This window comes from Streptomyces sp. YPW6, from assembly GCF_018866325.1.
Classification (GTDB): Bacteria; Actinomycetota; Actinomycetes; order Streptomycetales; family Streptomycetaceae; genus Streptomyces.
On sequence record NZ_CP076457.1, the window covers coordinates 5866289 to 5892051 of the forward strand.

Genomic DNA, 25763 nt, shown 5'->3' on the forward strand with positions numbered 1-25763 from the left:
TCGTCAGCGGTCTGTGGCGCAAGGACTCCGGTACGCACACCGAGCTGCGCAAGATCGCCTTCACCCCCGCCGGACTCGTCGTCCCCAGCCGGGACTGGCTGATCGGCAGGGCCGACGAGTGGGTGGCCCGGGACGGCGGAGCCGCCCGCCGCGCCGGAACAGAGGCCGGGGTCCCCGGGCCGGGGCGCATGGACCCGGGGCGTACGGACGGGGCATCGCGCACCGAGGCCCGCGTCCTGTCGCGCCCGCCCGCCGCAACGCAGCGGCCCGTCCCGTCGGGGCCCGCCGCCACGCACCCGCCCGCCACGCACCCGCCCGCCGCCGGGGCGCACCCGGGGCGGTCCGCTGCCCGTGGTCCCGCGCCAGCGCCAGACGGACCGCGGCCCCGGCCAGCGGGTCGGTGCGGGGGACGTCGCCGCGCTGCGCTCGGTCGGCGAGCTCTTCCGCACCCTGGACCACACCTACGGCGGCGGGCACGCGCGGCAGGCCCTCGTGCGCTATCTGGAGCACGAGGCCGAGCCGATGCTCCGGGGCACCTACGGCGAGACGACCGGGCGGCGGCTGTTCGCCGCGGTCGCCGAGCTGACCCGGCTGGCCGGCTGGACCTCGTACGACATCGCCGCCCACGGCCTCGCCCAGCGCTACTTCGTCCAGGCGCTCCGGCTCGCCCAGGCCGCCGGGGACCGCGGATACGGCGCCTACGTGCTGCTCACGATGAGCCGCCAGGCGGTCTACCTCGGGCACGGCCGGGAAGCCGTCCAGCTCGCCCGGGTCGCCCAGCAGGGCATCGGCTCGGCCGCCCCGTCCCTCGTGCAGGCGCTGCTGCACGCGGTCGAGGCGCGTGGCCACGCGGTGCTCGGCGAGGCGCGCTCCGCCACCGCAGCCCTGACCCGGGCCGAACACGCCCTGGAGAGCGCGCGCCCCGGCGACGAGGTGCCGCACTGGGCCCGCGGCTTCGACGAGGCGCAGCTCGCCGACGAGCTGGGCCACTGCCACCGCGATCTCCAGCAGTACCGGGCCGCCGCCCAGCACGCCGAGCGCTCGCTGGAGCTGCGCCCCCCGGCGTACGCCCGCAGCAGACTGTTCTGCCGGGTGGTCCTCGCCTCGGCCCGCCTCGGCCTCGGCGAGCTGGAACAGGCCTGCCGGCTCGGTGCGGAGGCGGCCCAGCAGGCGGCCGAGATGCGCTCGGTGCGCGCCACGGAGTACGTCCGCGCCTTCGAGCGCAGCCTGGAGCCCTTTAGGGACGCGGTCGCCGTACGCGGCTACCGCGACCGGGTCGCGGCCCTCGGCTGAGCCGCCGCAACCACGGTGGCCCGGCTTCCGGCGGCCCGGCCGCACGGGGTCCCGTCCCGCGGCGGTCCCGGCCCATGGCGGTCCCGGCCCCTCACGCGGCCCGGGGCAGGCTCCCCTCGGGTGTGCCCGGCAGGCCCAGGTCGGTGAGGATCGCCCCGGCCGCCCGGCGGCCCGAGTGCAGCGCGCCCTGGACGGTGCTCGTGTCGCGGTGGTCGCCGCACACGTACAGCCCGGCCAGCACCCGCACCGGGCGGCGCGGATCGTGCGGCGCCTCCATCGCCGGCACCGCCTCCGGGTCGTGGTGGGCCGCCAGCAGCTCCCAGCCGTCCGTGGCCACGCCGTACAGCGCCGCCAGGTGCGTCAGCACCGAGCGGTCCAGGTCCGGCGGCGGTGTCCCGAGCACCACCGAGGTGATCAGCGTCCGGCCCTCCGGCGCGCGCGAGGGATCGACCTCGCTCATCACCGAGGTGTACGCCACCGGGCCCGACCGGTCGCCGTCCAGCACCAGCGACCTGCCCGTGGGCGGTGGAGCGGGCGCGGTGTGGTGAAGGACCGTCACCGGGTGGAAGGACGGCACCCGCAGCCCGGGAAGCAGCTCGGCCGCCGCCCCCGCACCGGTCGCCAGCAGCAGGGAGCGGCACCTCAGTTCGCCGTGCTCCTTGGTGCGTACGGAGGTGATGCCGGCGGCCGTCACATGCACCCCGGTCCGGACCGTGCCCGCCGGCAGCGCGGCCGCCAGCAGCTCCGGCAACGCGGCCGATCCGCCCGCCGGAACACACAGCCCGCCGCGCGCGTAGTCCCGCAGCGCCAGATCGGCGGAGCGGCTCGACGTGGTGAGGCCGGGGTCGCTGAGCAGCGCGGCGAGCAGCGGGCGCAGGATGCCGTCCACCGTGCGGCCGGGCAGCCCCACCCCGGCCAGGGCCTCGGCGGCCGTTCGCTCCGGCCGGGCCAGCAGCCGGGCCTCCGGTGTGAGGGCCAGCCGGTGCAGCGCCGCGCCCAGCCGGGCCCGGTCGATCGCGCCGGTCACCACGCCGCCCCGGCCGCCGCCGCGTGCCGGGGTGCCCGGTTCGTGCCCGTGGACGCCCTGCACCGAACCGGCGGCGTCGGAGGCGGCGGACGTCACGGAAGCCCGGAGGGCGCGGGGCGTGCGCGGGGTGCGCTGAGCCCAGGGGGCGTTCGATCGGGAGCGCGCCGCTTTGAGTGCGCCCCTCGCGCTCCGTATGTCGCCGGTGAGATGACGGCGGCCCTCGCTGTGGACCAGGACCCCCGGTGCGAACTCCCGCAACTCCGGGGCGCCGAGGCCCGGGGTGCCGGTCAGCTCGGGCCAGGCGGCGCAGAGCAGCGGGCCGAGGCGGTCGAGCCGGAACCCGTCCACCGCGTCGGTGGCGAGCCGGCCGCCCACCCGGGGCGCGGCCTCCAGGACACGGACGCCGAGCCCCGCCCCGGTCAGCAGGTGGGCCGCTGAGAGGCCGGCTGTTCCGGCCCCGATGATGATCACGTCTGCGTGATGTGCCGTGCTGCGCACGTGCCCCTCCCCGAGTCGGTGCGACTGGTGGGGGGTTATTGCCCCCAACAGGTCCCCGGAAAGCCGGAGTTCGCATCGAGGCTAGGAGGATGGCTGATACTGGGTCAGACGCGCGCCGGGGAGCACCGGGGCACGGGGTCGCACACCGGGAGCCCGTGCCCCCTACGGCCCGGGTTCCCCGCGCTCGGTGACGCGGGTCAGCAGACGCGCGGTGGCCTCGGGAGCTTCGAGCATCATGTCGTGGCCGGCCGGGACGGAGCGGATGTCCCAGCCGTGGGCCCGCGCCCTGTCCAGCGACGGTCCGAGGCCGGGCAGCGGCGGCCGGGTGTGCTCCACGTAGGCCGTCGGAAGCCCGGCGAGCGGGCCGGGATCGAAGTCGACGGCGTCCGTCTGGCAGCGCAGCGGGAAGTCGGTGAGCCGGGGCGCAGCCCAGGCCCTCAGCGCCTCGTCCGTGATGCCCCACTGGGTGAGGAAGGAGGCGTCGGCCGGCAGATACCAGCCCTCGCCCTCCGCGGCGGCCAGGGCGCGGTACCGGTCCGCCGTCGCGGGCGGCTCGACGTCCAGCAGGCACTCGCCGGGCCGGACCACGAACGCCCCGAGGAAGGTGACCGAGGCGATGCGCCCGGCCGCCCGCTCGGCCACCGGACCCGCCAGGACGCCGGCGTAGCTGTGCAGGACCAGGTGCGCCGCGTCGAGATCCTCGTAGTGGAGGAGGCCGGCCACGTCCTGCACGTGCGTGGCGACGCCGACGTCCGGGGTGAGAAGGTGACGGTGCTCGCCCTGCCCGGTCAGGCTGGGCGTGAACACCCGGTGACCGGCCCGGGAGAGCAGGTCGCGCACGAAGCGCCAGCACCATCCGCCGTGCATGGCCCCATGGACCAGGACGTAGTCGCCCATGACATCCCACCTCGGTCCGGATAAATGCCGCCAATCGGCACTTTAGGTGCAGATCGCCCCACAGGTGCGATGCCGGCGGCCGGGCGGCCGGTTCAGCGCAGCGCGGCGCGGATCGCCCCGTCGATGTCGGGGAAGGCGAACGAGAAGCCGGAGTCCAGCAGCTTCGCCGGGATCACCCGCTGGCTGCCCAGCACGTCCTGGGCGAACTCCCCGAGCACGAGCTTGAGCGCGGGCGCCGGCGCGGGGAACAGGGTGGGACGGCGCAGGACCCGGCCCATCGCCGCGGTCACCTCGGCGTTGGTGACCGGCCGTGGCCCGGTCAGGTTCACCGGGCCGGTCAGCGACGGTGTGTCCAGGATGTGGCGCAGCGCCGCGACGTGGTCGTGCAGGGCGATGAAGCTCCAGTACTGGCGGCCGTTGCCCAGCTTCCCGCCGAGACCCGCCTTGAACAGCGGGAAGAGCCGCCCCCAGGCACCGCCCTCGCGCGCGACGACCAGCCCGGTCCGGGCGTGGACCGTGCGCACCCCCGCCTCCTCGGCGGCGGCGGTGGCCGCCTCCCACTCCTCGCAGACCGACGGCAGGAACCCGTCCCCGGGCGGTGCGCCCTCGTCCACCGGGGAGCTCCCGGTGTCGCCGTAGAAGCCGATGGCGGACCCGGAGAGCAGGACGCGGGGCGGGGTGTCGAGCGAGGCGACGGCCTCGGCGACGGCGGCGGTCCCCAGGACCCGGCTGTCGCGGATCTCCCGCTTGTAGGCCTCGGTCCAGCGGTGGTCGCCCACTCCGGCACCGGCCAGGTGCACGATCGCGTCGCAGCCGACGAGGCCGGCCACGTCCACGTAACCCCGCCGGGGGTCCCACTCGACCTCGTCGCCGGTTCTGGCGGGACGGCGCACCAGGCGGGCCACCTCGTGCCCGTCGGCGCGCAGCGAGCGCACCAGCGCCGCTCCGATGAGTCCGGACGATCCGCTGACAGCGATACGGGAGCTCGGCATGGGCCCATCCTGCCCCAGGAAACGCTTCGAACACCGGGAACACTCCATGACACAGTGACCTCATGGCCGCCCCCGCACTCCGCCCCGTCCGCCCCGCCGTCCTCGCCGACGACGCCACACTCGCCGAACTCGACCGGTCCACCTGGTCCACGCTGCACGCGGTCCTGCCGCGGCCGGTGCCGCCGTACGAGCCCTTCTTCGACGAGGGGCACGTGCCCGAGGACGTCCTCGTGGCGGAGGCGGAGACCGCGGACGGTCGGGTGGCCGTCGCCGGGTACATCCGTCTCGTCCCGCCCACCCCGCTCGCCGCCAACGCCCACGTCCGCCAGATACGGGGCCTCGCCGTGGCGGCCTGGGCGCGCGGGGCCGGAGTGGGGCGGACCCTGCTGCGGGCCGCGTTCGCCGAGGCCCGCCGCCAGGGCGCCAACCGGATCACGTTGCGGGTGCTCGGCCACAACACCCCGGCCCGCGCGCTCTACGCCTCCGAGGGCTTCGCCGTCGAAGGGGTGCTGCCCGGGGAGTTCTTCCTGAACGGGGAGTACGTCGACGACGTCTGCATGGGCCGCTCGCTCGGCCCCGCCTGACGGAGCTCCGGCTCAGCGCGGCCCGAAGCGGTCCCACAGCTCGGGGAAGCGGGCGGCGAGCGCTCGCTCGTCCTCGAAGTCGACGGGCGAGCCCAGCGGCTCGGCGGGCTGCGGCGGCAGCCCCAGGTCCGGCGCGACCAGCCCGGTGAGCTGCTCGTACGCCTCGTCGGCCGCGTAGCCCAGTTCCTCGCCGTCGCCGTCGATCTCCTCGTCGAAGTCGTCCAGCAGCTCCGCCAGGTCGTCCGGATCGTGCAACGCCCCCTCGAACACCTCCCGGCCCTGGCCGATCAGCCAGCAGCGGAACCAGTCGAAGGCGTCGTCGCTAGCCCCGCCCAGCAGCACGGCCGCGGCCCCCCACAGGTCCCAGGCGTAGGCGCGGTTGTAGCGGGCCTCGAAGTGCCGGGCGAAGTCCAGCACGGAATCGGGATCGAGCTGCGTCAGCCGTTCCACCAGCAGGTCGGCGTGGTCCTCGGGGTCGCCGTCGGCGGCCTCGCGGGTGCTGTCGATGATCTCCCAGAATTCCGTTTCGTCCATCACGGGTCCAGCATCCAGCCTGCGGGAGGCTCCCGCACGCGCAGACGCCGAAATGAAGCCTTTCAGCGATACAACTCGCGCAGGCGTTCGGCCGCTTCGGTGAACCGCGCCCGCAGCTCCTCGGGCGCCACCACCTCCAACTCGGGTCCCAGCGTCAGCAGCTGGCCGTACGCGACGTCCAGCGACTCCACCGGCAGTGTGAGCGTGCGCCACCCGTCCGGGCCGGGTTCTGAGGCCGCCGCGAGCGCCGCCGCGGCCGCCGCCCGGTCGCCGGCGTACACGAGCATCCGCCCACCGCGCTCGGACACCCGTACGGTCACCTCCGTCCGCAGCAGGGACCGGGCGAACCCGGCGGCCCGCTCCGCCCAGAACCCGGGCAGGTCGAAGCCCTCGTCCCGCTCGAAGCGTTCGCCGGCCGCCTCCACGGCGGTGAACCGGTCGATCCGGTAGACCCGGAAGTCCTCGCCCGCACGGGCGCAGAGATACCAGATCCCCGCCTTGAGGACGAGGCCGTACGGAGCGAGCTCCCGCGCCACCTCCGTACCGGCATGGCCGCTACCGCCGCCCCGGCGGTAGCGGACCCGCAGCAGCCGGTCGTCCCAGACCGCGTCGGCGATCGCGGGCAGCAGTCCGGGGGTCTGAGGCTCGTGGTACCAGGAGGGCGCGTCCAGGTGGAAGCGGCGGGCGGCGGAGGAAGAGGCGTCGCGCAGGGAGGGCATGAGCGCCGCCGACACCTTGAGGCGCGCGGCCGACGCCGCGTCCTCCAGGCCCATCTCGCGCAGCGCGGCGGGCAGCCCGGAGAGGAACAGCGCCTCCGCCTCGTCCCGGGCGAGACCGGTCAGCCGCGTGCGGTAGCCGCCGACGAGCCGGTAGCCGCCGGTCCGGCCGCGCTCCGCGTACACCGGGACGCCCGCGTCGGACAGGGCCTGCGCGTCCCGGGTGACCGTACGCTCCGACACCTCCAGCTCGGCCGCCAGCTCGGCGGCGGTCATCGCGGGGCGGGCCTGCAGAAGCAGCACCATCTTGATCAGCAGGGCAGCGCGCATGCGCCCATTGTGGCGGCAGGGCGGACACCCGCCGCGCCGGGAACGCAGCCGGAAGGCGTGAACGCCGAAGGCCCCGGCCGCCGGGCGGACGCGCTGTCGGACGCGTCCGCCCGGTGACCGGGGCCCTCGGCAGGGTGTACGGGAGCGGGATCAGAGCCCGTAGCGCTCCCGGGCCTCCTTGACCGCGGAGGCCGGGACCTCGCCGCGCTTGGCGAGCTGGGCCAGCGAGGCCACCACGATCGACGGGGCGTCGACGCCGAAGTGGCGGCGGGCCGCCTCGCGGGTGTCGGAGAGGCCGAAACCGTCCGTCCCGAGCGAGGACCAGTCCTGCTCCACCCACTGGCTGATCTGGTCCGGGACCTGGCGCATCCAGTCGCTGACCGCGAGCACCGGGCCCGGGGCGCCGGAGAGCGCCTGCGTCACGTACGGCACCTGCTGCTCACCGCGCAGCAGCGCCTCGTCGGCCGCCAGCGCGTCGCGGCGCAGCTCGCCCCACGAGGTGGCGGACCAGACGTCGGCCGTGACGCCCCAGTCGGCGGCCAGCAGCTCCTGGGCCTCCAGGGCCCAGTGGATGGCCGTACCGGAGGCCAGCAGCTGGAGACGCGGCGCGTCCGCCGGGGCCGGCGCGCCCTCCTTGAAGCGGTACAGGCCCTTGACGATGCCCTCCTCGACGCCCTCGGGCATCGCGGGCTGGGGCTTCGGCTCGTTGTAGACCGTCAGGTAGTAGAAGACGTCCTCGGCGTCGGGGCCGTACATCCGGCGCAGACCGTCCTTGACGATCACCGCCACCTCGTACGCGAACGCCGGGTCGTAGTTGAGCGAGGCCGGGTTGGTGGCCGCGATCAGGTGCGAGTGGCCGTCCGCGTGCTGGAGGCCCTCACCCGTCAGGGTCGTACGGCCCGCCGTGGCGCCGACGATGAAGCCCTTGCCGAGCTGGTCGGCGAGCTGCCACATCTGGTCGCCGGTCCGCTGCCAGCCGAACATCGAGTAGAAGATGTAGAACGGGATCATCGTCTCGCCGTGCGTCGCGTACGACGTGGCGGCGGCGATGAAGTCGGCCATGGCCCCGGCCTCGGTGATCCCCTCGTTGAGGATCTGGCCGTCCCGGGCCTCCTTGTAGTACATCAGCTGGTCGCGGTCGACCGGCTCGTACGTCTGGCCCAGCGGCGAGTAGATCCCGGCCGACGGGAACAGCGACTCCATACCGAAGGTACGGGCCTCGTCCGGGACGATCGGCACCCAGCGCTTGCCGGTCTCCTTGTCCCGCATCAGGTCCTTCACCAGGCGGACGAACGCCATGGTGGTGGCCATCTCCTGCTTGCCGGACCCCTTGTACAGCGCCTTGTACGCGCGCTCCTCGGGCTGCGGCAGCGGCGCGGAGGCGTGCAGCCTGCGGGCCGGGGCCGGACCGCCGAGCGCGGCGCGGCGCTCCTGGAGATAGCGGACCTCGGGGGAGTCGGCGCCGGGGTGGCCGTAGGGGACCAGACCGTCCTGGAAGGCGCTGTCGGGGATCGGGAGGCCGAGCAGCTCGCGCATGCCCTTGAACTCGTCGACCGACAGCTTCTTCATCTGGTGGTTGGCGTTCTTGGACTCGAAGCCCTTGCCGAGCGTGTAGCCCTTGACCGTCTGGGCCAGGATCACGGTCGGAGCACCCTTGTGCTCCACGGCCGCCTTGTACGCCGCGTAGACCTTGCGGGCCTCGTGGCCGCCGCGCGAGGTGTAGAAGCACTCGGCGATCTTCGCGTCGGTGAGCAGTTTCGCCAGCTCGACGAGGGCGGGTTCGGCGCCGAAGAAGTGCTCGCGGATGTAGGCGACGTCGCGGGTGGCGTACGTCTGGAACTGCGCGTCCGGGACCTCGCGCAGGCGGCGCAGCAGCGCTCCCTGGGTGTCCAGCTGGAACAGTTCGTCCCAGGCGTTGCCCCAGAGCGTCTTGACGACGTTCCAGCCGGCCCCGCGGAACTGCGCCTCCAGCTCCTGGACCACGCGGAAGTTGGCGCGGACCGGGCCGTCGAGGCGCTGCAGGTTGCAGTTGATGACGAAGGTCAGGTTGTCGAGCTGCTCACGGGACGCCAGGGCCAGGGCCGCGGTCGACTCGGGCTCGTCCATCTCGCCGTCGCCCAGGAAGGCCCAGACGTGCGATCCGGCGGTGTCCTTGATGTTGCGGTTGGCCAGATAGCGGTTGAAGCGCGCCTGGTAGATCGCCGAGAGCGGGCCGAGGCCCATCGACACGGTGGGGAACTCCCACAGCCAGGGCAGCCGCCGCGGGTGCGGGTAGGAGGGCAGGCCCTCGCCGCCGGACTCCTGGCGGAAGTTGTCGAGGTGCTGCTCGGTGAGCCGCCCGTCGAGGAAGGCGCGGGCGTAGATGCCGGGGGAGGCGTGGCCCTGGATGTAGAGCTGGTCGCCGGAGCCGTCCCCCTCCTTGCCGCGGAAGAAGTGGTTGAAGCCGGTCTCGTAGAGCCAGGCGGCCGAGGCGAAGGTGGCGATGTGGCCGCCGACCCCGTGCCTGGCTCCCCGGGTCACCATCGCGGCCGCGTTCCAGCGGTTCCACGCGGTGATCTTCGATTCCATCTCCAGGTCGCCGTCGAACGCGGGCTCGGCGGCGGTGGGGATGGTGTTGACGTAGTCGGTCTCCAGCAGCTTGGGCAGCGCGAGACCGGCACCCTCGGCGTGCTCCAGCGAGCGGCGCATCAGGTACGCGGCGCGATGCGGGCCGGCGGCCTTGGTGACGGCGTCGAGGGAGGCCGCCCATTCGGCGGTCTCCTCGGGGTCACGGTCCGGGAGCTGGTCGAGCTCGCTCGGAAGCTTTCCTACGGGGTCGGTCATGATCGCCGCCTTCCGGAGAGGAGGGGGGTGGAGAAGGCTCTATCTGGCAGGACAGAGCGATGGGGCCGGTGGGCCCGCGAGATGAACTGTAAGGCGCTGATCGATGATCGATCAAAGGGTGGAAGGCAAAACTTCTCGATATCAAGAAAAGTGGCATGGGGTGCCTCGAAACAGGGCACGGAGTGACGCGAAATAGCGCGCAAAAAGGGCGCTGACCTGCACGGAAGAGCAGGTCGCACGCCAGATGATCGGCCGGGCCGAACGCGCTCGGGGCCCTACGCGCGGGGTGCGCACCCCAGCACATGGGCCTTCACCAGGGCCCCGATCTGCGGGTCCTCGGCCAGGAACGCGTCGATGAGCGCCTGGTGCTCCTCCGCGTACGACTTCTGCACCGTGCCCAGCCAGCGGATCGACAGCGCCGTGAACACCTCGATGCCCAGACCCTCCCAGGTGTGCAGCAGCACCGCGTTCCCGGCGGCCCGCACCAGCTCCCGGTGGAAGCCGACCGTGTGCCGCACCTGGGCCTCGCCGTCGGCCAGCCGGTCCGCCTCGTACAGCGCGGCCACGTGGGGCTCCAGCGCCGAGCAGTCCCGGCCGAGGCGGGGGGCCGCCAGCTCGGCCGCGATCTGCTCCAGGCCGGCCCGGACCGGGTAGCTCTCCTCCAGGTCGGCGGCGGTCAGACTGCGGACGCGGACGCCCTTGTTGGGGGCCGACTCGATCAGCCGGAGCGTCTCCAGCTCGCGCAGCGCCTCGCGCACCGGTGTCTGGCTGACCTCCAGCTCGGTGGCGATGCGGCGCTCGACGATCCGCTCACCCGGCTTCCATCGCCCGCTGACGATCCCCTCCACGATGTGCTCGCGGATCTGTTCGCGCAGCGAGTGGACGACGGGCGGGGTCATGGAGGGCTCCTTCAGGGCAGACCGGTGCTGCGTCCTAGACAATACGGCGGCGCCCCCGCCCGGAGGGGTTCCGGGCGGGGCGCCGCTGGTGAGGCTGGTTACAGCCGGGGCGTTCAGAGGCCGAGCTCGACCTCGAACTCACCCGCCTCCAGGATCGCCTTGACCGAGGTCAGGTAGCGGGCGGCGTCCGCGCCGTCCACCAGACGGTGGTCGTAGGAGAGCGAGAGGTACGTCATGTCGCGCACCGCGATGGTCTCGCCGAGGTCCGGGTGGTCGATGACCACGGGACGGCGGACCGTCGCGCCGATGCCCAGGATGGCGGCCTGGTTCGGCGGCACGATGACGGTGTCGAACAGGGCGCCGCGCGAACCGGTGTTGCTGATGGTGAAGGAGGCGCCGGACATGTCGTCCGGCGTCAGGCCGCCACCGCGCGCCTTGCCCGCGAGCTCCGCGGTCTTCTTGGCGATACCCGCGATGTTCAGGTCGCCCGCACCCTTGATGACCGGGGTCATCAGACCCTTCTCCGCGTCCACGGCGATGCCGATGTTCTCCGCGTCGAAGTACGTGATGGTGCCCTCGTCCTCGTTGATCCGGGCGTTGATGACCGGGTGGGCCTTCAGCGCCTGGGCCGCCGCCTTCACGAAGAACGGCATCGGGGACAGCTTGACGCCCTCACGGGCGGCGAACGCGGCCTTCGCCTGGTTGCGCAGCTTCATCAGCTTGGTGATGTCGACCTCGAGGACCGAGGTCAGCTGGGCCTGCGAGTGCAGGGCCTTCATCATGTTGTCGCCGATGACCTTGCGCATCCGGGTCATCTTGACCGTCTGACCGCGCAGCGGGGAGGCCTCCAGCTTCGGCGCCTTGGCGGCCGGAGCGGCGGCGGGCGCCGGGGCAGCGGCGGCGGCCTTGGCGGCCTCCGCGGCGGCGACGACGTCCTGCTTGCGGATACGGCCGCCGACGCCGGTGCCCTTGACCGAGCTCAGGTCCACGTTGTTCTCGGACGCGAGCTTGCGGACCAGCGGCGTGACGTACGCGCCGTCGTCACCGGAGGGCGCGGCCGGCGCGGCCGGGGCGGGCTGTGCCGGGGCGGGTGCCGCCGGAGCCGGAGCCGGAGCCGCGGGAGCCGACGGGGCCTGCGGAGCCGGAGCGGGCGCGGCCGGAGCCGCGGGGCCTCCTGCTTCGGAGCCTCGGCCTTCGGGGCCTCCGCCTTGGGCGCCTCGGCCTTCGGAGCCTCCTGGGCCGGGGCGGCGGGCTGCGCCGGAGCGGCGGCCGGAGCCGCGCCCGGGGCGCCGATGACGGCGAGCTTGGCGCCGACCTCGGCGGTCTCGTCCTCGCCGACCACGATCTCCAGCAGCACACCGGCGACCGGGGCGGGGATCTCGGTGTCGACCTTGTCCGTGGAGACCTCCAGGAGGGGCTCGTCCTCCGCGACCTCCTCGCCGACCTCCTTCAGCCAGCGGGTGACGGTGCCCTCGGTGACGCTCTCGCCGAGCGCGGGGAGGGTGACGTCGGTGCCCTCGGCGGAACCGCCGGAGGCGGCGGGGGCCTCGGCCTGGGGGCCGGGGCGGCCGGCTCCTCGGCGGCGGGCGCCGGAGCCTCGGCGGCCGGGGCCTCCTCGGCGGCGGGGGCCGCGGCCTCGGCCGGAGCGCCCGAGCCGTCGTCGATGACGGCCAGCTCGGCGCCGACCTCGACGGTCTCGTCCTCGGCGACCTTGATGGACGACAGAACGCCGGACGCGGGGGCCGGGATCTCGGTGTCGACCTTGTCGGTCGAGACCTCGAGCAGCGGCTCGTCGGCCTCGACGCGCTCGCCCTCGGCCTTCAGCCAACGGGTGACAGTGCCCTCGGTGACGCTCTCGCCGAGCGCCGGAAGGGTTACGGAAACCGACATGGTTTCAGTTGCTCCTTACGAAAATGCGGAAGTGGTCGGTCGTCGCGCCCGGGACCGGGGGATCAGTCGTGGGCGTGGAGGGGCTTGCCGGCCAGCGCCAGGTGAGCCTCGCCCATCGCCTCGTTCTGCGTCGGGTGTGCGTGGATGAGCTGGGCGACCTCGGCGGGCAGGGCCTCCCAGTTGTAGATCAGCTGGGCTTCGCCGACCTGCTCGCCCATGCGGTCGCCCACCATGTGGACGCCGACCACGGCACCGTCCTTGACCTGGACGAGCTTGATCTCGCCCGCGGTCTTCAGGATCCGGCTCTTGCCGTTGCCCGCGAGGTTGTACTTGAGGGCGACGACCTTGTCCGCGCCGTAGATCTCCTTGGCCTTCGCCTCGGTGATGCCGACGGAGGCGACCTCGGGGTGGCAGTACGTCACCTTGGGCACGCCGTCGTAGTCGACCGGGACGGTCTTGAGACCGGCCAGGCGCTCCGCCACCAGGATGCCCTCGGCGAAGCCGACGTGGGCGAGCTGGAGCGTGGGGACGAGGTCGCCCACGGCCGAGATCGTCGGGACGTTGGTCTGCATGTACTCGTCGACCAGGACGTAGCCGCGGTCCATCGCGACGCCCTGCTCCTCGTAGCCGAGGCCCTGCGAGACCGGGCCGCGGCCGATCGCGACGAGGAGGATCTCCGCCTCGAAGGTCTTGCCGTCGGCGAGCGTCACGCGGACGCCGTCCTGCGTGTACTCGGCCTTGTCGAAGAAGGTGCCGAGGTTGAACTTGATGCCGCGCTTGCGGAACGCGCGCTCAAGAAGCTTGGAGCTGTTCTCGTCCTCGACCGGGACGAGGTGCTTGAGGCCCTCGACGATCGTGACCTCGGTGCCGAAGGACTTCCACGCCGAGGCGAACTCGACGCCGATGACCCCGCCGCCCAGCACGATCGCGGACTTCGGGACGCGGTCGAGCTTCAGCGCGTGGTCCGAGGAGATGATCCGGTTGCCGTCGATCTCCAGGCCGGGCAGCGACTTCGGCACGGAGCCGGTCGCCAGCAGCACGTGGCGGCCCTGGATGCGCTGGCCGTTCACGTCCACCGAGGTCGGCGAGGAGAGCTTGCCCTCACCCTCGATGTAGTGGACCTTGCGCGAGGCGACGAGACCCTGGAGACCCTTGTACAGGCCCGCGATCACGTCGTCCTTGTACTTGTTGACGGCCTCCATGTCGATGCCCTCGAAGGTGGCCTTCACGCCGAACTGGGCCGACTCGCGGGCCTGGTCCGCGATCTCGCCCGCGTGCAGCAGGGCCTTCGTGGGGATGCAGCCGTTGTGCAGGCAGGTGCCGCCGACCTTGCCCTTCTCGATCAGGGCGACGTCCAGGCCCAGCTGCGCTCCGCGCAGGGCCGCGGCGTAACCGCCACTGCCGCCGCCGAGGATCACTAGGTCGAAAACGGTGCTGGCGTCGTTCGCCACGTCACGTCCTCCATGCATGTGCGCCGTACGCCGGGCCCCGTCGCTGGGGTGTGACCGGCCGGTCGGCTGGTGTGCGGCCGCTTTTGTCTTCGGCCCTGTGGTGGGGGCCCTGTCCTGCCGAGAACCCATCTTCGCACTTGTCGACGGTGGGCGGGACGCGGGGCCCTGGTCCGGGACGGATGATCGTCCGTTCCGGAGGGTTACTGCTGCGTAGATACCGGTGGATCCGGTCGGTGTTCGTCGAGAGCGAAACTCCGTCCGTGCCGGGAGCGCATCCCCGTCTCCGCCCGGAGTGGACCTCGCCGCCGTCGGGAGCGCGGCCCTGTCTCTTCTTGCCGCTCCCGTCCCGGACACTCACGCCCGGACAACACATACGGCCCCGGACCTATGCCCGGGGCCGTACGCGGCTGATCGCTCAGCCCAGGTCGCCGTCGGCGGTGCGCTCGGCGAGCCGCACCAGGGTGCGGACCGCGGAGCCGGTGCCGCCCTTCGGCGTGTAGCCGTACGGGGCGCCCTCGTGGAAGGCCGGGCCGGCGATGTCCAGGTGCGCCCAGGCGATGCCCTCGCCCACGAACTCCTTGAGGAACAGGCCGGCGACCAGGCCGCCGCCCATCCGCTCGCCCATGTTGGCGATGTCGGCGGTGGGGGAGTCCATGCCCTTGCGCAGGTCGGCGGGGAGCGGCATCGGCCAGGAGGCCTCGCCGACCTCGTCGGCGATCTCGTGGATCGACGTACGGAAGGCGTCGTCGTTGGCCATGATGCCGAAGGTGCGGTTGCCGAGCGCCAGCACCATCGCACCCGTCAGGGTCGCCACGTCGACGATCGCGTCGGGCTTCTCCTCCGAGGCGCGGGTCAGCGCGTCCGCCAGGACGAGCCGGCCCTCGGCGTCGGTGTTGAGGACCTCGACGGTCTTGCCGCTGTACATGCGCAGCACGTCGCCGGGGCGGGTGGCGTTGCCGGAGGGCATGTTCTCGGCCAGCGCCAGCCAGCCGGTGACGTTGACCTTCAGGCCCAGGCGGGCGGCCGCGACGACGGCGGCGAACACGGCGGCGGCGCCGCTCATGTCGCACTTCATGGTCTCGTTGTGGCCGGCCGGCTTGAGCGAGATGCCGCCCGAGTCGTAGGTGATGCCCTTGCCCACGAGGGCCAGGGTCTTCTCCGCCTTCGGGTGGGTGTAGGCGAGCTTCACCAGGCGCGGACCGTGCGTGGAGCCCTGGCCGACGCCGATGAGGCCGCCGTAGCCGCCCTTGACGAGGGCCTTCTCGTCGAGGACCTGGACCTTGATGCCGTGCTCCTTGCCCGCGGCGGTGGCCACGGCGGCGAAGGACTCGGGGTACAGGTCGTTCGGCGGGGTGTTGATCAGGTCGCGGGCCCGGTTGATCTCCTCGACCAGGGCCAGGGCGCGCTCGACGGCCGCCTTGTAGCCCTTGTCGCGCGGCTTGCCGCCCAGCAGGGTCACCTCGGTGAGCGGCTGCTTCGGGCCGCTGTCCTTGGCCTTCGCGCCCTTGGGTGCCAGCTTGTTCTCGCCGCCCTGGTAGGCGGTGAAGGCGTACGAGCCGAGGAGCGCGCCCTCGGCGACGGCGGCGGCGTCCTCGACGGAGCCGGCGGGCAGGGCGAAGCCCGCCTTCTTCGAGCCGGACAGCGCACGGGCCGCGGTGCCCGCCGCGCGGCGCAGCGCCTCGGCGTCGTAGGCGTCCTCCTTGTCCGGGACCGGACCGAGGCCGACCGCGACGACGACCGGGGCCTTGAGGCCGGACGCGGCGGGCAGCTTGGTCAGTTCGCCCTCGGCACCGGTGGCACCCAGGGTCGCGAGGACGGCGGCGAGCTTTCCGTCGAACGCCTTGTCCACGGCCTCGGAACCGGGCGCCAGGACCGGTCCCTTGGCGCCCTTGGCGACGCCGACGACGAGTGCGTCGGCGCGCAGCGTCGCCGCACCGGCAGTGCTGAGAGTGAGAGCAGTCACGGTGGTGAAATCTCGCTTCCGTTGAGTTCGAGTTCGGCCGAGGGGTGGGCCGGCCGTGCCCGGCGCATCGTAGACGCCCCGACGATGTGCCGGGAATGAGCCTACGCGCGCAGTTCCTGCTCCGGGACGGCGGCGGGCCTTCCCGGCGGTCTTTCCGACCGGTAAGGCGGTCGCGAAAGTGCCCCCCGCGGGCTCTGCGGCGCCGTCAGGCCCCGAGCGCCAGCACCACCAGCGCCGCCGTCGCCGCGGCCTCCTCGACGCCGCCGAAGACATCCCCGGTGACCCCGCCGAACCGCCGCACGCAGTGCCGCAGCAGCACCTCGGCGACGGCGAGTGCCCCGAGCACCGCGAGCCCGTGGCGCAGCGCCCCGGACGGCCCGAGCAGCGCGCCCGCCGCCGCGCACGCCGCCACCGTCACCGCCGCCGCGAGCAGTGCCCGCCCGGCCGGGACCGTGCCCGCCACCATCGCCCCGAGCCCCTCCGGCCGCGCCGCCGGGACGCCCTGACGGGACGCCAGGGTGAGCGCCAGACGGGCGGCGACGGCCGCGACGACGGTGCCGAGGGCGCCGTGCGCCCAGCCCTCCCCGTACAGCTCGAAGAGGACCGCGACCTGCGCCAGCAGCACCAGGAGCAGCGTGATCACACCGAACGGCCCAATGTCGGACTGCTTCATGATCCGCAGCGCGTCCTCGGCCGGTTTCCCGCTGCCGAGGCCGTCCGCCGTGTCCGCCAGGCCGTCCAGATGCAGCCCCCGGGTGAGGGCGGCCGGTACCGAGACGGAGGCCACCGCCGCGAGCAGCGGCCCCGCGCCGGCCAGCAGCGACAGCGAGCCGAGTGCGGCGGCGAGCAGCCCCACGACCAGCCCGGCGAGCGGGGCGCCGAGCATGCCGGAGCGGGCGGTCGCGCGGTCCCAGCGGGTCACCCGGACCGGCAGCACGGTCAGGGTGCCGAAGGCGAAACGTATGCCGTGGCTGTTCAGGGAGGTCACCGCGCGCAGGCTAGCCGCTGGGCCGCGGCGATAGATTGGGCGAAACGCGCGAAACACCGCGAAACCTGACGTATCGGGAGTGGGTGGCATGGGTCACTGGTGGTACGAGAACATCACCGAGCCGGGCAAGCTGCCGCTGCTCCTCGCGCTGGCCGCCTTCATCCTGACCTTCGCGATCACCCGCACCATCACCCGCATGATCCGCGCCGGGAAGGGCCCGTTCCGCAACATCACCCCCGGCGGCATGCACATCCACCACGTGGTGCCCGGGGTCGTCCTCTCGGTCGTCGGCGGCTTCGGCGCGGTGGCGAGCGGACGGCACGGGGTGGCCGCCGGAGTGTGCGCGGTGATCTTCGGGGTGGGGGCCGGCCTGGTGCTCGACGAGTTCGCCCTGATCCTGCACCTGGACGATGTGTACTGGACCGAGGAGGGCCGCCAGAGCGTCGAGGTGGTGGTGCTGACCGCCTCCCTGGTGCTGCTGGTCCTGGCGGGCTTCTCCCCGCTCGGCGTCGACAACGTCACCGACGAGGAGCAGCAGGGCAGGCTCGGCCTCATCACCACCTACGTGATCAACTTCTGCTTCGTCCTGATCTCCCTGTTCAAGGGCAAGCTGCGGATGGCGGTGCTCGGCACCCTCGTCCCGTTCGTCGCGCTGGTCGGCGCGATCCGGCTGGCCCGCCCCACCTCGCCCTGGGCCCGCCGCTTCTACCGCCACCGCCACCGGGCCCGCTCCCGGGCGATGCTGCGGGCCTACCACCACGACGTGCGCTGGGCCGGGCCGCGCCGGAAGTTCCAGGACCTCATCGGCGGCGCCCCGGACCGGGTCCCGCTGCCGCCCGCCCCCAGGTCCTGACCGCCGCGCCGCGCCCCGCGCCACTCCCGTACGCCGCACACCACCAGGACGGCGGCGATGGCGGCCAGATGCTCGCGGCCCGCCAGGTTGTCCTTGACCAGGACCTCCACCACCATCGCGAGGACCACCAGCACCCCGGTGAACCGGGCGCGCCGCCGGAAGCAGACGTACACCGCGAGCCCGACGACCGCCGCCGAGGGACCGGTGTCCACCACCCGCGCGTCGGACGCGGGCAGCCCGAGGAACGTCCCCGGCCCGAGGGCCACGCCGATCCGGGCGTACAGCGTCCCCGCCAGCGTCGCCCCGTACGCCACCGCGAGCGTGCGCCACCGCCCCAGGCACACCTCGGCCACCCCGAACACCAGCAGGATCTGCGCCAGCGCGCCCCACACCGGCAGATCCGGAGCGGGCACGAACAGCGAGAGCGGGGTACGCAGCAGAGCGAGCGGGAGCGGGTCCTCGGCCCGGACGGCTCCGAGGGCCCGCACCGGCCCGTACCCCCACGCCCGGTTCTGCGCCAGGTGGACGGCGGCCGTCAGGGTCACCGCGGCCGGCGTCAGCGCGAGGGCCCGCACCCCGTGCGCGGCGAACCGCTGCCGTACGGGAGCGAACAGCCGGCCCCACTCGCGCACCGCCGCCCGGCGCAGCACGCCGAGAGGGGTCATCCGCTCTTCACGAACAGCATGGAACGGGCCCCCGGTCGGTCGGTGCTTCGGTCGGATCCCTCCCGAAGACGGACCGGGGCGGCGCGAAGTTCAGCGGCGCCGGAGTGACGCCGATCTCGTCCGCGCGTCGGAACCTGCGGCTCTCAGGCCCCGTCGACGGCCGCCGCGCCCTCGGCCTCCGGCGACGCCCCCGCCGCGTCGGCCTCCTCCTCGCCCCCGGCCTTCTCCGGCTCGCGCTCCGGGAGTTCGGCGGCCAGCGCCGCCGCGGCCCGCACCAGCGGCAGGGCCAGCAGCGCACCGCTGCCCTCGCCCACCGTCACACCGTGGTCCAGCAGCGGCGTCAGCGCCATCCGGTCCAGCGCCTTCGTCTGCGCGGGCTCCCCGCTGACCTGACCGGCCAGCCACCAGTCCGGCGCCCGGAACGCCGCCCGCTGCGCCACCAGCGCGCAGGCCGCCGAGACGACCCCGTCCAGGATCACCGGCATCCTGCGCACCGCGCTCTGCAGCAGGAACCCCGTCATCGCCGCCAGGTCCGCCCCGCCCGACGCGGCCAGCAGCTCCACCTGGTCGCCCAGCACCGGCCGGGCCCGGCGCAACGCGTCCCGGATCGCCGCGCACTTCCTCATCCACGCCAGGTCGTCGATGCCCGCACCGCCGCGCCCGGTCACCACGGAGGCGTCCGTGCCGCAGAGCGCGGCGACCAGCGTGGCCGCGGCCGTCGTGCCGCCCACGCTGAGGTCGCCGAGCACCACCAGGTCGGTGCCGGAGTCCGCCTCCTCGTCGGCCACGGCCATGCCGAGGCGGATCGCCTGCTCGGCCTCCTCGACGGTCATCGCGTCCTCGACGTCGATCCGCCCCGAACCCCGCCGCACCCGGTGCCGCACCACGGACTCGGGGAGCAGCTCCGGATCGCAGTCCAGCGACACGTCCACGATCCGCGTCGGCACCGAGAACCGCCGGGCCAGCACCGCGGCCGGGCTCGCCCCGTCCAGGACGGCCCGCACCAGCTCGTACGCGCCGCCCGCCGGCCGGCCCGAGACTCCCAGCTCCGCCACCCCGTGGTCACCGGCGAAGAGCACCAGCCGCGGCTGCTCGACGGCCCTGACCGGCACGGACTGCTGCGCGGCGCTGAGCCACTCGCCCAGCTCGTCCAGGCGCCCGAGCGCTCCCGGGGGGACGGTCAGCCGCTCGCGCCGCTCCTCGGCATCGCGCCGCACACCCCCGTCGGGGCGTTGGATCAGGTCGGAGAAGTCGTCCAGGTTCACGGAGGTCTGCCTCGCGGGTCGTCAGGTCGGATCCGGGTCCGGGAACCCGGCGGCGGGCCCCCGGGAACAGTACCGCCCGGCCCGCGGCAGCCGGGGCCCGCACGTGCTGACAGCCCCTCACCCCCGCAGCACCAGCACCTGTCCCGCCACCACCAGCAGCACCTGCTCGCACTCGGCCGCCACCGCCGCGTTCAGCCGCCCCAGCTCGTCCCGGAACCGCCGCCCCGCCGCCGTCGCCGGGACCACCCCCGACCCCACCTCGTTGGTCACCAGCACCACCGGCCGCCGGGTCGCGCGCACCGCGGCGACCAGCTCCGCGACCCGCTCCCGCAACACCGCCTCCCCGCCGTCGTGCCACCGCTCGTCCTCCCAGGCACCCACCCGGTCCATCGCGTCGGTCAGCCACAGCGACAGGCAGTCGATCAGCAGCGGCGGGCCGTCCGCCCCCAGCAGCCCCGTCAGCTCGCAGGTCTCCTCGGTCCGCCAGGCGCCCGGCCTGCGCTCCCGGTGCAGTCCGATCCGGGCCGCCCACTCCGGGTCCCCGTCGCGACGGCCGCCGGTCGCCACGTACACCACCTCCGGGAACGTCTCCAGACGCTGCTCCGCCTCCAGCGACTTCCCCGACCGCGCGCCCCCCGTCACCAGCACACGGAGCGGCACGTCCGGCACCGCGTGGTACTCGCCCACCACCAGCGTCGTCCCGTCCGGCACCGCCCGTGCCCCCGCTGCCGCGAGCCGCCGCTCCAGCGCCGGGCCCGGCGGGGCGTCGTGGTCCAGATGCGCCGCGATCACCTCGGTGGCCGCCCCGACCGCGCCCACCGCCCGCAGCCGGGCCACCGCGTCGGGGCGCCCGATCACGTCCAGGACGACCATCTCGTACGGCCGCTCCGCCCGCTCCGGCAGTCCGGAGGGAGCCGCGCCCGGCGGCAGGTAGAGCAGCCGGTCGCCCTCCGGGGAGGTCACCTCGTACCCGGTCCCCGGGGCGTCCATCGCCACGGCCCGTACCCGGTGCCCGCTGATCAGCGTCAGGACCTGGCCGTCCGGGACCCGCCCGGCGGGCGGCAGCAGGGCGGGCAGCTCGACGGCGGGACCGTCGTGCGGATGGGTCAGCAGCACCTGGCGGACCGCGGCCAGCGAACGCCCCGCCCTGGCCGCCGCGAACATCGCGCCGGGGGTGAGGTCCAGCAGCAGCGCGTCGTCCACCAGCAGGGCCGTCGCCGCCCGCGCCCACGGGCCGCGGGCCGAGGCGCAGACCGCGCACGGGCAGGAGGGGCGCGGCAGCCCGTCGGGGGCTCCGGTGCCGAGCAGTGTCAGTTCCACACCTTGATCCTCCCGTGTCCCCGCTCCGCCCGCCCGCCCGGCTAGGCTTCGGGCAGCAACGTGACCCAGGAGGCGGACATGGCGTGGACGTGGCGGTTCGAGAAGTCCGACGGTACGGAGACGGAGCCGGCGCTGCAGCCGGAGGAGTTCACCACCCAGGGCGACGCGGAGTCCTGGATCGGTGAACACTGGAAGGAACTCCTGGAGGGCGGTGCCGCACAGGTGACGCTCTTCGAGGACACCACCAAGATCTACGGTCCGATGAGCCTGCAGGCCGACGGAGCCTGAGGCCGGGCGCCGACGACCGGCGCGAAGGGGCGGGCGGTACGGGGATCTCCCGTACCGCCCGCCCCTTCCGCGTGCCCGCCCCGGGATGCCGGGTGGCCGCCCCGGGATGCCGGGTGGCCCGGAACCGCTGTGCGCGTCGGCGTCCGGTCCGGCCGTGCCGCCGGCGGTGTCATCCGGCTCCGCCATCCCTGTCCTTCCATAAAAATCCGTTCGACCGGTTTCTATTGACATACCGTTCGACCGGTTTTTACGATGTGCCGGTCGCTCCGGAGGGTCGTCGGGCGGCGGGTTCCGGCGTATGTGGCGGGCTTGCGGAGGGGAGAAGCGATGAGTGATCTCGAAAGTGGACCCGGAGAGCGGCTCGTGGTGGTCGGGGTGATGGGGGAGGCCGCCTCGTCGACGGAGAGCCTGCTGGCCTCGATGAGGCTGAACTGCCGAGGCGTCCAGACCGTCAATCTCGGTATGGGGGTCACCCTGGAGCAGGCCGCCGCCGAGCTGGCGCGCCGCCGTGACGCGCAGGCGCTGCTCCTCGTCTGCGCGACCGGAGTCCGTTCCGTGGCAGCGCAGTTGGCGGGCCTCGCGGAGCTGAGGACGTCGGGCTCGCTGGCCCGTCCGGTCTTCGTGGGAGGCACGGGCGGCGACTCCTGGCGGGAACTGCGGCCGCTGGCCGCCCAGCTGCGGGGGCTCGGGGTCGCCCAGGTCCTCGCGGACCTCGCGGACGCCGCCTACCTCCTGCCGGTGCGACGCGCGGAGTCGCGGGGCGGTCCGTCGGGGCCCTCACGCGTGGCGAGGACCCCGGCCAGGGCCGGCTGATCTTCGGCGATTTCCGCGAAACCATGCGACCGGTACTGTTCCTACGCGAGGATATCCATGGCGAAGCAAGAACGTTCCGAACGGACCCTTGAGCGGTTGGTGATGTCAGCAGCCGAACAATTCGCCGAGCAGGGGTTCGTGAGGGCCACCCTGGCCGATGTCAGCAAGTCGGCCGGAGTGACCAAAGGGGCGCTGTTCTTCCATTTCGCCACCAAGGATGAGCTTGCCGACGTGGTGCAAGCTCGCGGCAGGGACGTCCTGGAGACCCTCGTGGAAGATCTGCACGATCCCGGTGTCTCCCGCCTGCAAGCGCTCGTCGACATCACGCACTCCCTCAACGACCTGCTGCGCGAGAACGCGTTCGTACGCGCGAGCGTGCGGATCACTCGTGAACGCACGCACCGGGAACCGACGCCTCTGGACTTCTACCCCTTGTGGCTCGGGCGCCTGTGGCAGCTCCTGGACGACGCCCGCAAGGGCGGTGAGCTGGGCAGGACGGTGGCCGACGTCTCGGCGCGGACGCTGGTCACCGCTGCCGTCGCCGGTGTCGAGGCCCTCGCCTGGATGGGTGCTTCCCGGCAGGACGCCGAGAAGTGGCTGAGCGATCTGTGGGGGCTCGTCCTGCCCCTGCTGACCGCGGGGGACTCGGAGCGGCTGGTCAGAACCGGGGCCCCGCCCGAGGGCGCCGTGCGTGTCGACGTGGAGCGCTAGGAGGTGTCTCGCCGGTCGGGGCCCCACGTGCCGCAGCGCCATCGGTGCGGTGCGTCGGTCCCGGAGCGGCGTGACATCTGGAGGCCGTCTGCCGCATTCCATCGCATCGACGCATGGGGTGAAGGGGAGTCGGACAGTGGGAATGCTCACGGGGAAGACGGCGCTGGTCACCGGCGGGAGTCGCGGCATCGGGCGCGGCGTCGCCCGGAAGCTGGCCCGGGAGGGCGCGCGGGTGGCGGTCCACTACGGGCACAGTGAGGACGCGGCCCGGGAGACGGTCGAGCTGATACGACGGGACGGCGGCCGGGCTTTCGGGATGCGCGCCGAATTGGGCGTGCCGGGCGATGTGGCCGAGTTCTACGCCGGATTCGACCTCGGTCTCGCGCGTCAGGGGTGGGGCCCCGAGTTCGACATCCTGGTCAACAACGCGGGGGTGAGCGGGTCGGCGCGGATCGACGACGTCACCCCGGAGCTGTACGAACGCATCTTCGCGGTGAACACGAGATCCCTGGTCTTCCTGGTCCAGCAGGGCCTGAAGCGGATGCGTGACGGCGGGCGCATCATCAACATCTCGTCGGCGGCGACCAGGATCGCCTTCCCGGAGTCCGTCGTGTACGCGATGACCAAAGGGGCGATGAACACCTTCACCCTCGCCCTGGCCAAGGAGCTCGGCGGCCGCGGTATCACCGTGAACGCGGTCGAGCCGGGCTTCGTGGAGACCGAGATGAACGCCGCCCGGCGGGCCGCCCCCGAGCGGGCCGCCGAGCTGGCCTCGTGGTCCGTCTTCGACCGCCTGGGGCAGCCGTCGGACATCGCCGACGTCGTGGCCTTCCTCGCCTCCGACGGAGCCCGGTGGATCACCGGCCAGTGCATCGACGCCTCCGGCGGGTCCAAGCTCTGAACCGCCGTCGCCGCGGCGCTCGGACACACCGCACGGTGTGAGCCGGCGCCGCGGCGGTGACAGCTCAGGCGAGCGACACGGCCTGCCGGTCGTCGGCCGGCGCGTCGATCCCGGTACGCAGCTCGGGCGAGCCCGCCGGGTCGAACCGGGCGAGCCTGCGAGCGGGCACGAGTCCGGGAAGCAACCAGGTCCACATGTCGGTCACCCGCTGGTGCAGGTCCTCGCGCCCGGTCCGGACCTGCGAGGTGATCTGCACGCCGGCGAAGGCCCCGACGATGTAGATGGCGGCGTCGGTGACGCTGACCTCGGGTTTCACGTCACCGCGGCCCTGTGCGGGGGCCAGGGAGTCGCGGACTGTGTCGATCCAGTTGTTGTAGAGCGTGGGGTCCGGGTCGGTGAACGAGCCGAGCTCGATCACGAGCCTGATCCCGGCCCGGACACGGACGCTGCCACGCAGTTCGGCGGCCATGTGGTGCGTGAGGTCGATGGCCGTCTGAACGCCCGGACGCTCGGTCCGGGCGAGCAGGGACGTGATGTCGAACTGATCCGTCATCAGGGTGTGTGCCAGGGCTTCCTTCGACGGAAAGTGGAAGTACAGGGCCCCCTTGGTCACCCCGGCCCGCTGCGCGATCTCGCTGAGGCTGGTGCTGCCGAAGCCCGCCGCGTCGAACGCCTCCGCCGCGCCCTCCAGGATCGCCTCGCGGGTCACCTCTGCCCGCTCTTGCCGTGCTCTCGCCACTTCCCGCTCCTGTCCGCCGCGATGCGGATGGTGGTCTTCCATCCTCCCGGCCATCACCGCAGCTACCACTGATGGCAATCTTCCTTCCTCTTGCCAAAAAAAACCAGCCACCTAGTACGCTATAGCTCGCTCCATGAGAGATTCCCGGGCCGCGTTGCCCGACGTTTGTCCTGCTCAAGCCATGTAATGCCGCGAATCGCGCACATGCCAGGAGGCCAAGGATGACCGTAGCCATACAAGCCGACCGCCCGGATTTCCTGGAGATCGAGGGTGACGAGTCAGGGCTCTTCGACCAGGCTGTTCCCCGGGCGCTGGTGCACCGGGCGGCGATATCGGAGGTGCTGCTGACGGGGGTCAGATCCGGTGGGGGCGACCGCCTCCGCATGGGAGCGCAGTGGTCGCGCGGCCACAGCTACTACGGTGCCGTCGCCGGTCGGTGGCACGATCCGATGCTCTTCGCGGAGGCCATGCGCCAGGCCGGACTGCTGCTTGCCCACGAGACCCTGGGCATACCGCTCGGCTTCTCCTTCCTCACGGAGACCATGTCCTTCGACATCGCCGAGGAAGGCGTCCAGCTCGGCCGGGGGCCCGCCCATGTGGTGCTCGATGTGACGCTCCGCGATGTCGTCCGCCGCGGAGGCACCGTCTCCGGGTACGCCTACGACGTGGTGGCCCACCGGAACGGACGCCGTGTCGGATCGGGGAGCGTGGGGGCGAAGTGCGTCAACCCCGCCGTCTACCGCCGACTGCGCGGCGACTACACGGAGGCGACGCCTCCGCGCTCCCTGCCCGCCGCCATCAGCCCCGAACTCGTCGGACGCACCTGTGAGTTCGATGTGGTCCTGGCCGCGGAAACACGTGACGGCGCCCGTGCGCTGCGTGCCGACCCCGACCACCCGGTGCTGTTCGACCACCCGGTCGACCACCTCCCGGGCATGGTGCTCATGGAGGCCGCGCGCCAGGCCGCGCTCGACGCGCTCCGGTGCCCGGACGGGCTGCTCGTCGGCTGCGACGCCGAGTTCCACCGGTACGTGGAGTTCGACTCGCCCTGTCTGATTTCGACCTCGGGCCGGCACCGGGCCGGCCCCGGCCGCGAGGCACTGTCCGTCGCCTTCCACCAGGGCGGGGCCGCCGTCGCCGACTGCAAGGTCACCGTCAACGCCGGTGCGGAGAGTTGAGGATGCCCGTCGCCCCAGGTGCGGCGGGGGACCCGCCGGGTTCGTCCTCGATCCCGGCGAGTCGGCGAGTCGGGGGGGCCGGGGACGCCGGGCCGAGGCGCCGGCCTGTCGGCCCCTCTACCCGTTCCTTGCCGGGTGTTTCTTC

22 protein-coding genes and 1 pseudogene are annotated in these 25763 nt (G+C 73.2%); 8 read left to right on the top strand and 15 right to left on the bottom strand.

Features of this window, described 5'->3' with window-relative positions; translation table 11 throughout:
- The first annotated feature begins 351 nt into the window (after nucleotides 1–351).
- Complete coding sequence (locus tag KME66_RS34175) at nucleotides 352–1293, top strand: hypothetical protein (RefSeq protein WP_253208481.1); 942 nt, start codon at nucleotides 352–354, stop codon at nucleotides 1291–1293.
- 91 nt (nucleotides 1294–1384) lie between these two features.
- On the opposite strand, the gene KME66_RS25820 is transcribed toward KME66_RS34175, so the two are convergent.
- The 3 genes from KME66_RS25820 to KME66_RS25830 all read right to left on the bottom strand — a co-directional run bounded on the left by KME66_RS25820 (nucleotide 1385) and on the right by KME66_RS25830 (nucleotide 4707).
- A complete protein-coding gene (locus KME66_RS25820) occupies nucleotides 1385–2818 on the bottom strand; it encodes an FAD-dependent oxidoreductase (protein WP_216326475.1) in 1434 nt (477 codons plus the stop codon).
- Nucleotides 2819–2980: 162 nt separating this feature from the next.
- Nucleotides 2981–3715: an alpha/beta hydrolase gene (locus KME66_RS25825; RefSeq protein ID WP_216326478.1), complete on the bottom strand. Its 735-nt coding sequence runs from the start codon at nucleotides 3713–3715 to the stop codon at nucleotides 2981–2983.
- A gap of 92 nt (nucleotides 3716–3807) precedes the next feature.
- Nucleotides 3808–4707: a TIGR01777 family oxidoreductase gene (locus KME66_RS25830; RefSeq protein WP_073218124.1), complete on the bottom strand. Its 900-nt coding sequence runs from the start codon at nucleotides 4705–4707 to the stop codon at nucleotides 3808–3810.
- A 62-nt stretch (nucleotides 4708–4769) separates the two neighbouring features.
- Between KME66_RS25830 and KME66_RS25835 the strand changes: the two genes are divergently transcribed.
- A complete protein-coding gene (locus KME66_RS25835) occupies nucleotides 4770–5291 on the top strand; it encodes a GNAT family N-acetyltransferase (protein WP_073218121.1) in 522 nt (173 codons plus the stop codon).
- A gap of 12 nt (nucleotides 5292–5303) precedes the next feature.
- On the opposite strand, the gene KME66_RS25840 is transcribed toward KME66_RS25835, so the two are convergent.
- From KME66_RS25840 to KME66_RS25875, 8 genes and pseudogenes are all read right to left on the bottom strand, one after another.
- The gene (locus KME66_RS25840) at nucleotides 5304–5825 is read right to left on the bottom strand and encodes a DUF4240 domain-containing protein (RefSeq protein WP_216329630.1); all 522 of its coding nucleotides are present in this window, start codon (nucleotides 5823–5825) and stop codon (nucleotides 5304–5306) included.
- A 62-nt stretch (nucleotides 5826–5887) separates the two neighbouring features.
- A complete protein-coding gene (locus KME66_RS25845; RefSeq protein WP_216326481.1) occupies nucleotides 5888–6871 on the bottom strand; it encodes a YafY family protein in 984 nt (327 codons plus the stop codon).
- Between the two features lie 150 nt (nucleotides 6872–7021).
- The gene (aceE, locus tag KME66_RS25850; protein WP_216326484.1) at nucleotides 7022–9694 is read right to left on the bottom strand and encodes a pyruvate dehydrogenase (acetyl-transferring), homodimeric type; all 2673 of its coding nucleotides are present in this window, start codon (nucleotides 9692–9694) and stop codon (nucleotides 7022–7024) included.
- Between the two features lie 275 nt (nucleotides 9695–9969).
- On the bottom strand, nucleotides 9970–10593 hold the full coding sequence (locus tag KME66_RS25855) for a GntR family transcriptional regulator (RefSeq protein ID WP_216326486.1): 624 nt from the start codon (nucleotides 10591–10593) through the stop codon (nucleotides 9970–9972).
- Between the two features lie 113 nt (nucleotides 10594–10706).
- Nucleotides 10707–12483, bottom strand: a pseudogene (gene sucB / locus KME66_RS25860) (2-oxoglutarate dehydrogenase, E2 component, dihydrolipoamide succinyltransferase).
- A 62-nt stretch (nucleotides 12484–12545) separates the two neighbouring features.
- The gene (gene lpdA, locus KME66_RS25865; protein ID WP_073218100.1) at nucleotides 12546–13934 is read right to left on the bottom strand and encodes a dihydrolipoyl dehydrogenase; all 1389 of its coding nucleotides are present in this window, start codon (nucleotides 13932–13934) and stop codon (nucleotides 12546–12548) included.
- Between the two features lie 415 nt (nucleotides 13935–14349).
- The gene (locus KME66_RS25870) at nucleotides 14350–15897 is read right to left on the bottom strand and encodes a leucyl aminopeptidase (protein ID WP_216326489.1); all 1548 of its coding nucleotides are present in this window, start codon (nucleotides 15895–15897) and stop codon (nucleotides 14350–14352) included.
- Between the two features lie 205 nt (nucleotides 15898–16102).
- Nucleotides 16103–16885, bottom strand: a complete 783-nt coding sequence (locus KME66_RS25875) for an adenosylcobinamide-GDP ribazoletransferase (protein WP_216326491.1) — start codon at nucleotides 16883–16885, stop codon at nucleotides 16103–16105.
- A gap of 88 nt (nucleotides 16886–16973) precedes the next feature.
- Between KME66_RS25875 and KME66_RS25880 the strand changes: the two genes are divergently transcribed.
- Complete coding sequence (locus KME66_RS25880) at nucleotides 16974–17738, top strand: hypothetical protein (protein ID WP_073218089.1); 765 nt, start codon at nucleotides 16974–16976, stop codon at nucleotides 17736–17738.
- Here KME66_RS25880 and KME66_RS25885 read toward each other — a convergent pair.
- The 3 genes from KME66_RS25885 to KME66_RS25895 form a co-directional block, all read right to left on the bottom strand.
- Nucleotides 17636–18403 (bottom strand): hypothetical protein, encoded by a 768-nt coding sequence (locus tag KME66_RS25885; protein WP_216326496.1) that lies wholly within the window; start codon nucleotides 18401–18403, stop codon nucleotides 17636–17638. The genes KME66_RS25880 and KME66_RS25885 overlap by 103 nt on opposite strands.
- A gap of 143 nt (nucleotides 18404–18546) precedes the next feature.
- On the bottom strand, nucleotides 18547–19668 hold the full coding sequence (gene cobT / locus KME66_RS25890) for a nicotinate-nucleotide--dimethylbenzimidazole phosphoribosyltransferase (RefSeq protein ID WP_073218086.1): 1122 nt from the start codon (nucleotides 19666–19668) through the stop codon (nucleotides 18547–18549).
- Between the two features lie 117 nt (nucleotides 19669–19785).
- On the bottom strand, nucleotides 19786–20988 hold the full coding sequence (locus KME66_RS25895; RefSeq protein ID WP_073218807.1) for a bifunctional adenosylcobinamide kinase/adenosylcobinamide-phosphate guanylyltransferase: 1203 nt from the start codon (nucleotides 20986–20988) through the stop codon (nucleotides 19786–19788).
- Between the two features lie 78 nt (nucleotides 20989–21066).
- On the opposite strand from KME66_RS25895, the gene KME66_RS25900 reads away from it, so the two are divergent.
- The 4 genes from KME66_RS25900 to KME66_RS25915 all read left to right on the top strand — a co-directional run bounded on the left by KME66_RS25900 (nucleotide 21067) and on the right by KME66_RS25915 (nucleotide 23701).
- Complete coding sequence (locus KME66_RS25900) at nucleotides 21067–21276, top strand: hypothetical protein (RefSeq protein WP_073218083.1); 210 nt, start codon at nucleotides 21067–21069, stop codon at nucleotides 21274–21276.
- A gap of 327 nt (nucleotides 21277–21603) precedes the next feature.
- Nucleotides 21604–22089, top strand: a complete 486-nt coding sequence (locus KME66_RS25905; RefSeq protein ID WP_216326499.1) for a hypothetical protein — start codon at nucleotides 21604–21606, stop codon at nucleotides 22087–22089.
- Nucleotides 22090–22146: 57 nt separating this feature from the next.
- Nucleotides 22147–22800: a ScbR family autoregulator-binding transcription factor gene (locus KME66_RS25910; protein WP_216326502.1), complete on the top strand. Its 654-nt coding sequence runs from the start codon at nucleotides 22147–22149 to the stop codon at nucleotides 22798–22800.
- 136 nt (nucleotides 22801–22936) lie between these two features.
- Entirely contained in the window at nucleotides 22937–23701 is a 765-nt protein-coding gene (locus tag KME66_RS25915; protein ID WP_301184506.1) for an SDR family oxidoreductase, read from the top strand.
- A gap of 64 nt (nucleotides 23702–23765) precedes the next feature.
- Here the strand turns inward: KME66_RS25915 and KME66_RS25920 are convergent, their stop codons facing one another.
- Nucleotides 23766–24440: a ScbR family autoregulator-binding transcription factor gene (locus KME66_RS25920; protein ID WP_301184507.1), complete on the bottom strand. Its 675-nt coding sequence runs from the start codon at nucleotides 24438–24440 to the stop codon at nucleotides 23766–23768.
- A gap of 221 nt (nucleotides 24441–24661) precedes the next feature.
- Here KME66_RS25920 and KME66_RS25925 point away from each other — a divergent pair, with 221 nt between their 5' ends.
- Nucleotides 24662–25618, top strand: coding sequence for a ScbA/BarX family gamma-butyrolactone biosynthesis protein (locus KME66_RS25925; RefSeq protein WP_216326507.1), 957 nt, complete (start codon nucleotides 24662–24664; stop codon nucleotides 25616–25618).
- The last annotated feature ends 145 nt before the right edge of the window (nucleotides 25619–25763 follow it).

Excerpts from the sequence above, each read along its gene's own strand:
- KME66_RS25825 (WP_216326478.1), bottom strand. The coding sequence starts at position 3,715 with ATGGGCGACTACGTCCTGGTCCATGGGGCCATGCACGGCGGATGGTGC.
- KME66_RS25830 (WP_073218124.1), bottom strand. The coding sequence starts at position 4,707 with ATGCCGAGCTCCCGTATCGCTGTCAGCGGATCGTCCGGACTCATCGGA.
- KME66_RS25835 (WP_073218121.1), top strand. The coding sequence starts at position 4,770 with ATGGCCGCCCCCGCACTCCGCCCCGTCCGCCCCGCCGTCCTCGCCGAC.
- KME66_RS25840 (WP_216329630.1), bottom strand. The coding sequence starts at position 5,825 with ATGGACGAAACGGAATTCTGGGAGATCATCGACAGCACCCGCGAGGCC.
- KME66_RS25845 (WP_216326481.1), bottom strand. The coding sequence starts at position 6,871 with ATGCGCGCTGCCCTGCTGATCAAGATGGTGCTGCTTCTGCAGGCCCGC.
- aceE (WP_216326484.1), bottom strand. The coding sequence starts at position 9,694 with ATGACCGACCCCGTAGGAAAGCTTCCGAGCGAGCTCGACCAGCTCCCG.
- KME66_RS25855 (WP_216326486.1), bottom strand. The coding sequence starts at position 10,593 with ATGACCCCGCCCGTCGTCCACTCGCTGCGCGAACAGATCCGCGAGCAC.
- KME66_RS25880 (WP_073218089.1), top strand. The coding sequence starts at position 16,974 with ATGGGTCACTGGTGGTACGAGAACATCACCGAGCCGGGCAAGCTGCCG.
- KME66_RS25885 (WP_216326496.1), bottom strand. The coding sequence starts at position 18,403 with ATGACCCCTCTCGGCGTGCTGCGCCGGGCGGCGGTGCGCGAGTGGGGC.
- KME66_RS25900 (WP_073218083.1), top strand. The coding sequence starts at position 21,067 with ATGGCGTGGACGTGGCGGTTCGAGAAGTCCGACGGTACGGAGACGGAG.
- KME66_RS25905 (WP_216326499.1), top strand. The coding sequence starts at position 21,604 with ATGAGTGATCTCGAAAGTGGACCCGGAGAGCGGCTCGTGGTGGTCGGG.
- KME66_RS25910 (WP_216326502.1), top strand. The coding sequence starts at position 22,147 with ATGGCGAAGCAAGAACGTTCCGAACGGACCCTTGAGCGGTTGGTGATG.
- KME66_RS25925 (WP_216326507.1), top strand. The coding sequence starts at position 24,662 with ATGACCGTAGCCATACAAGCCGACCGCCCGGATTTCCTGGAGATCGAG.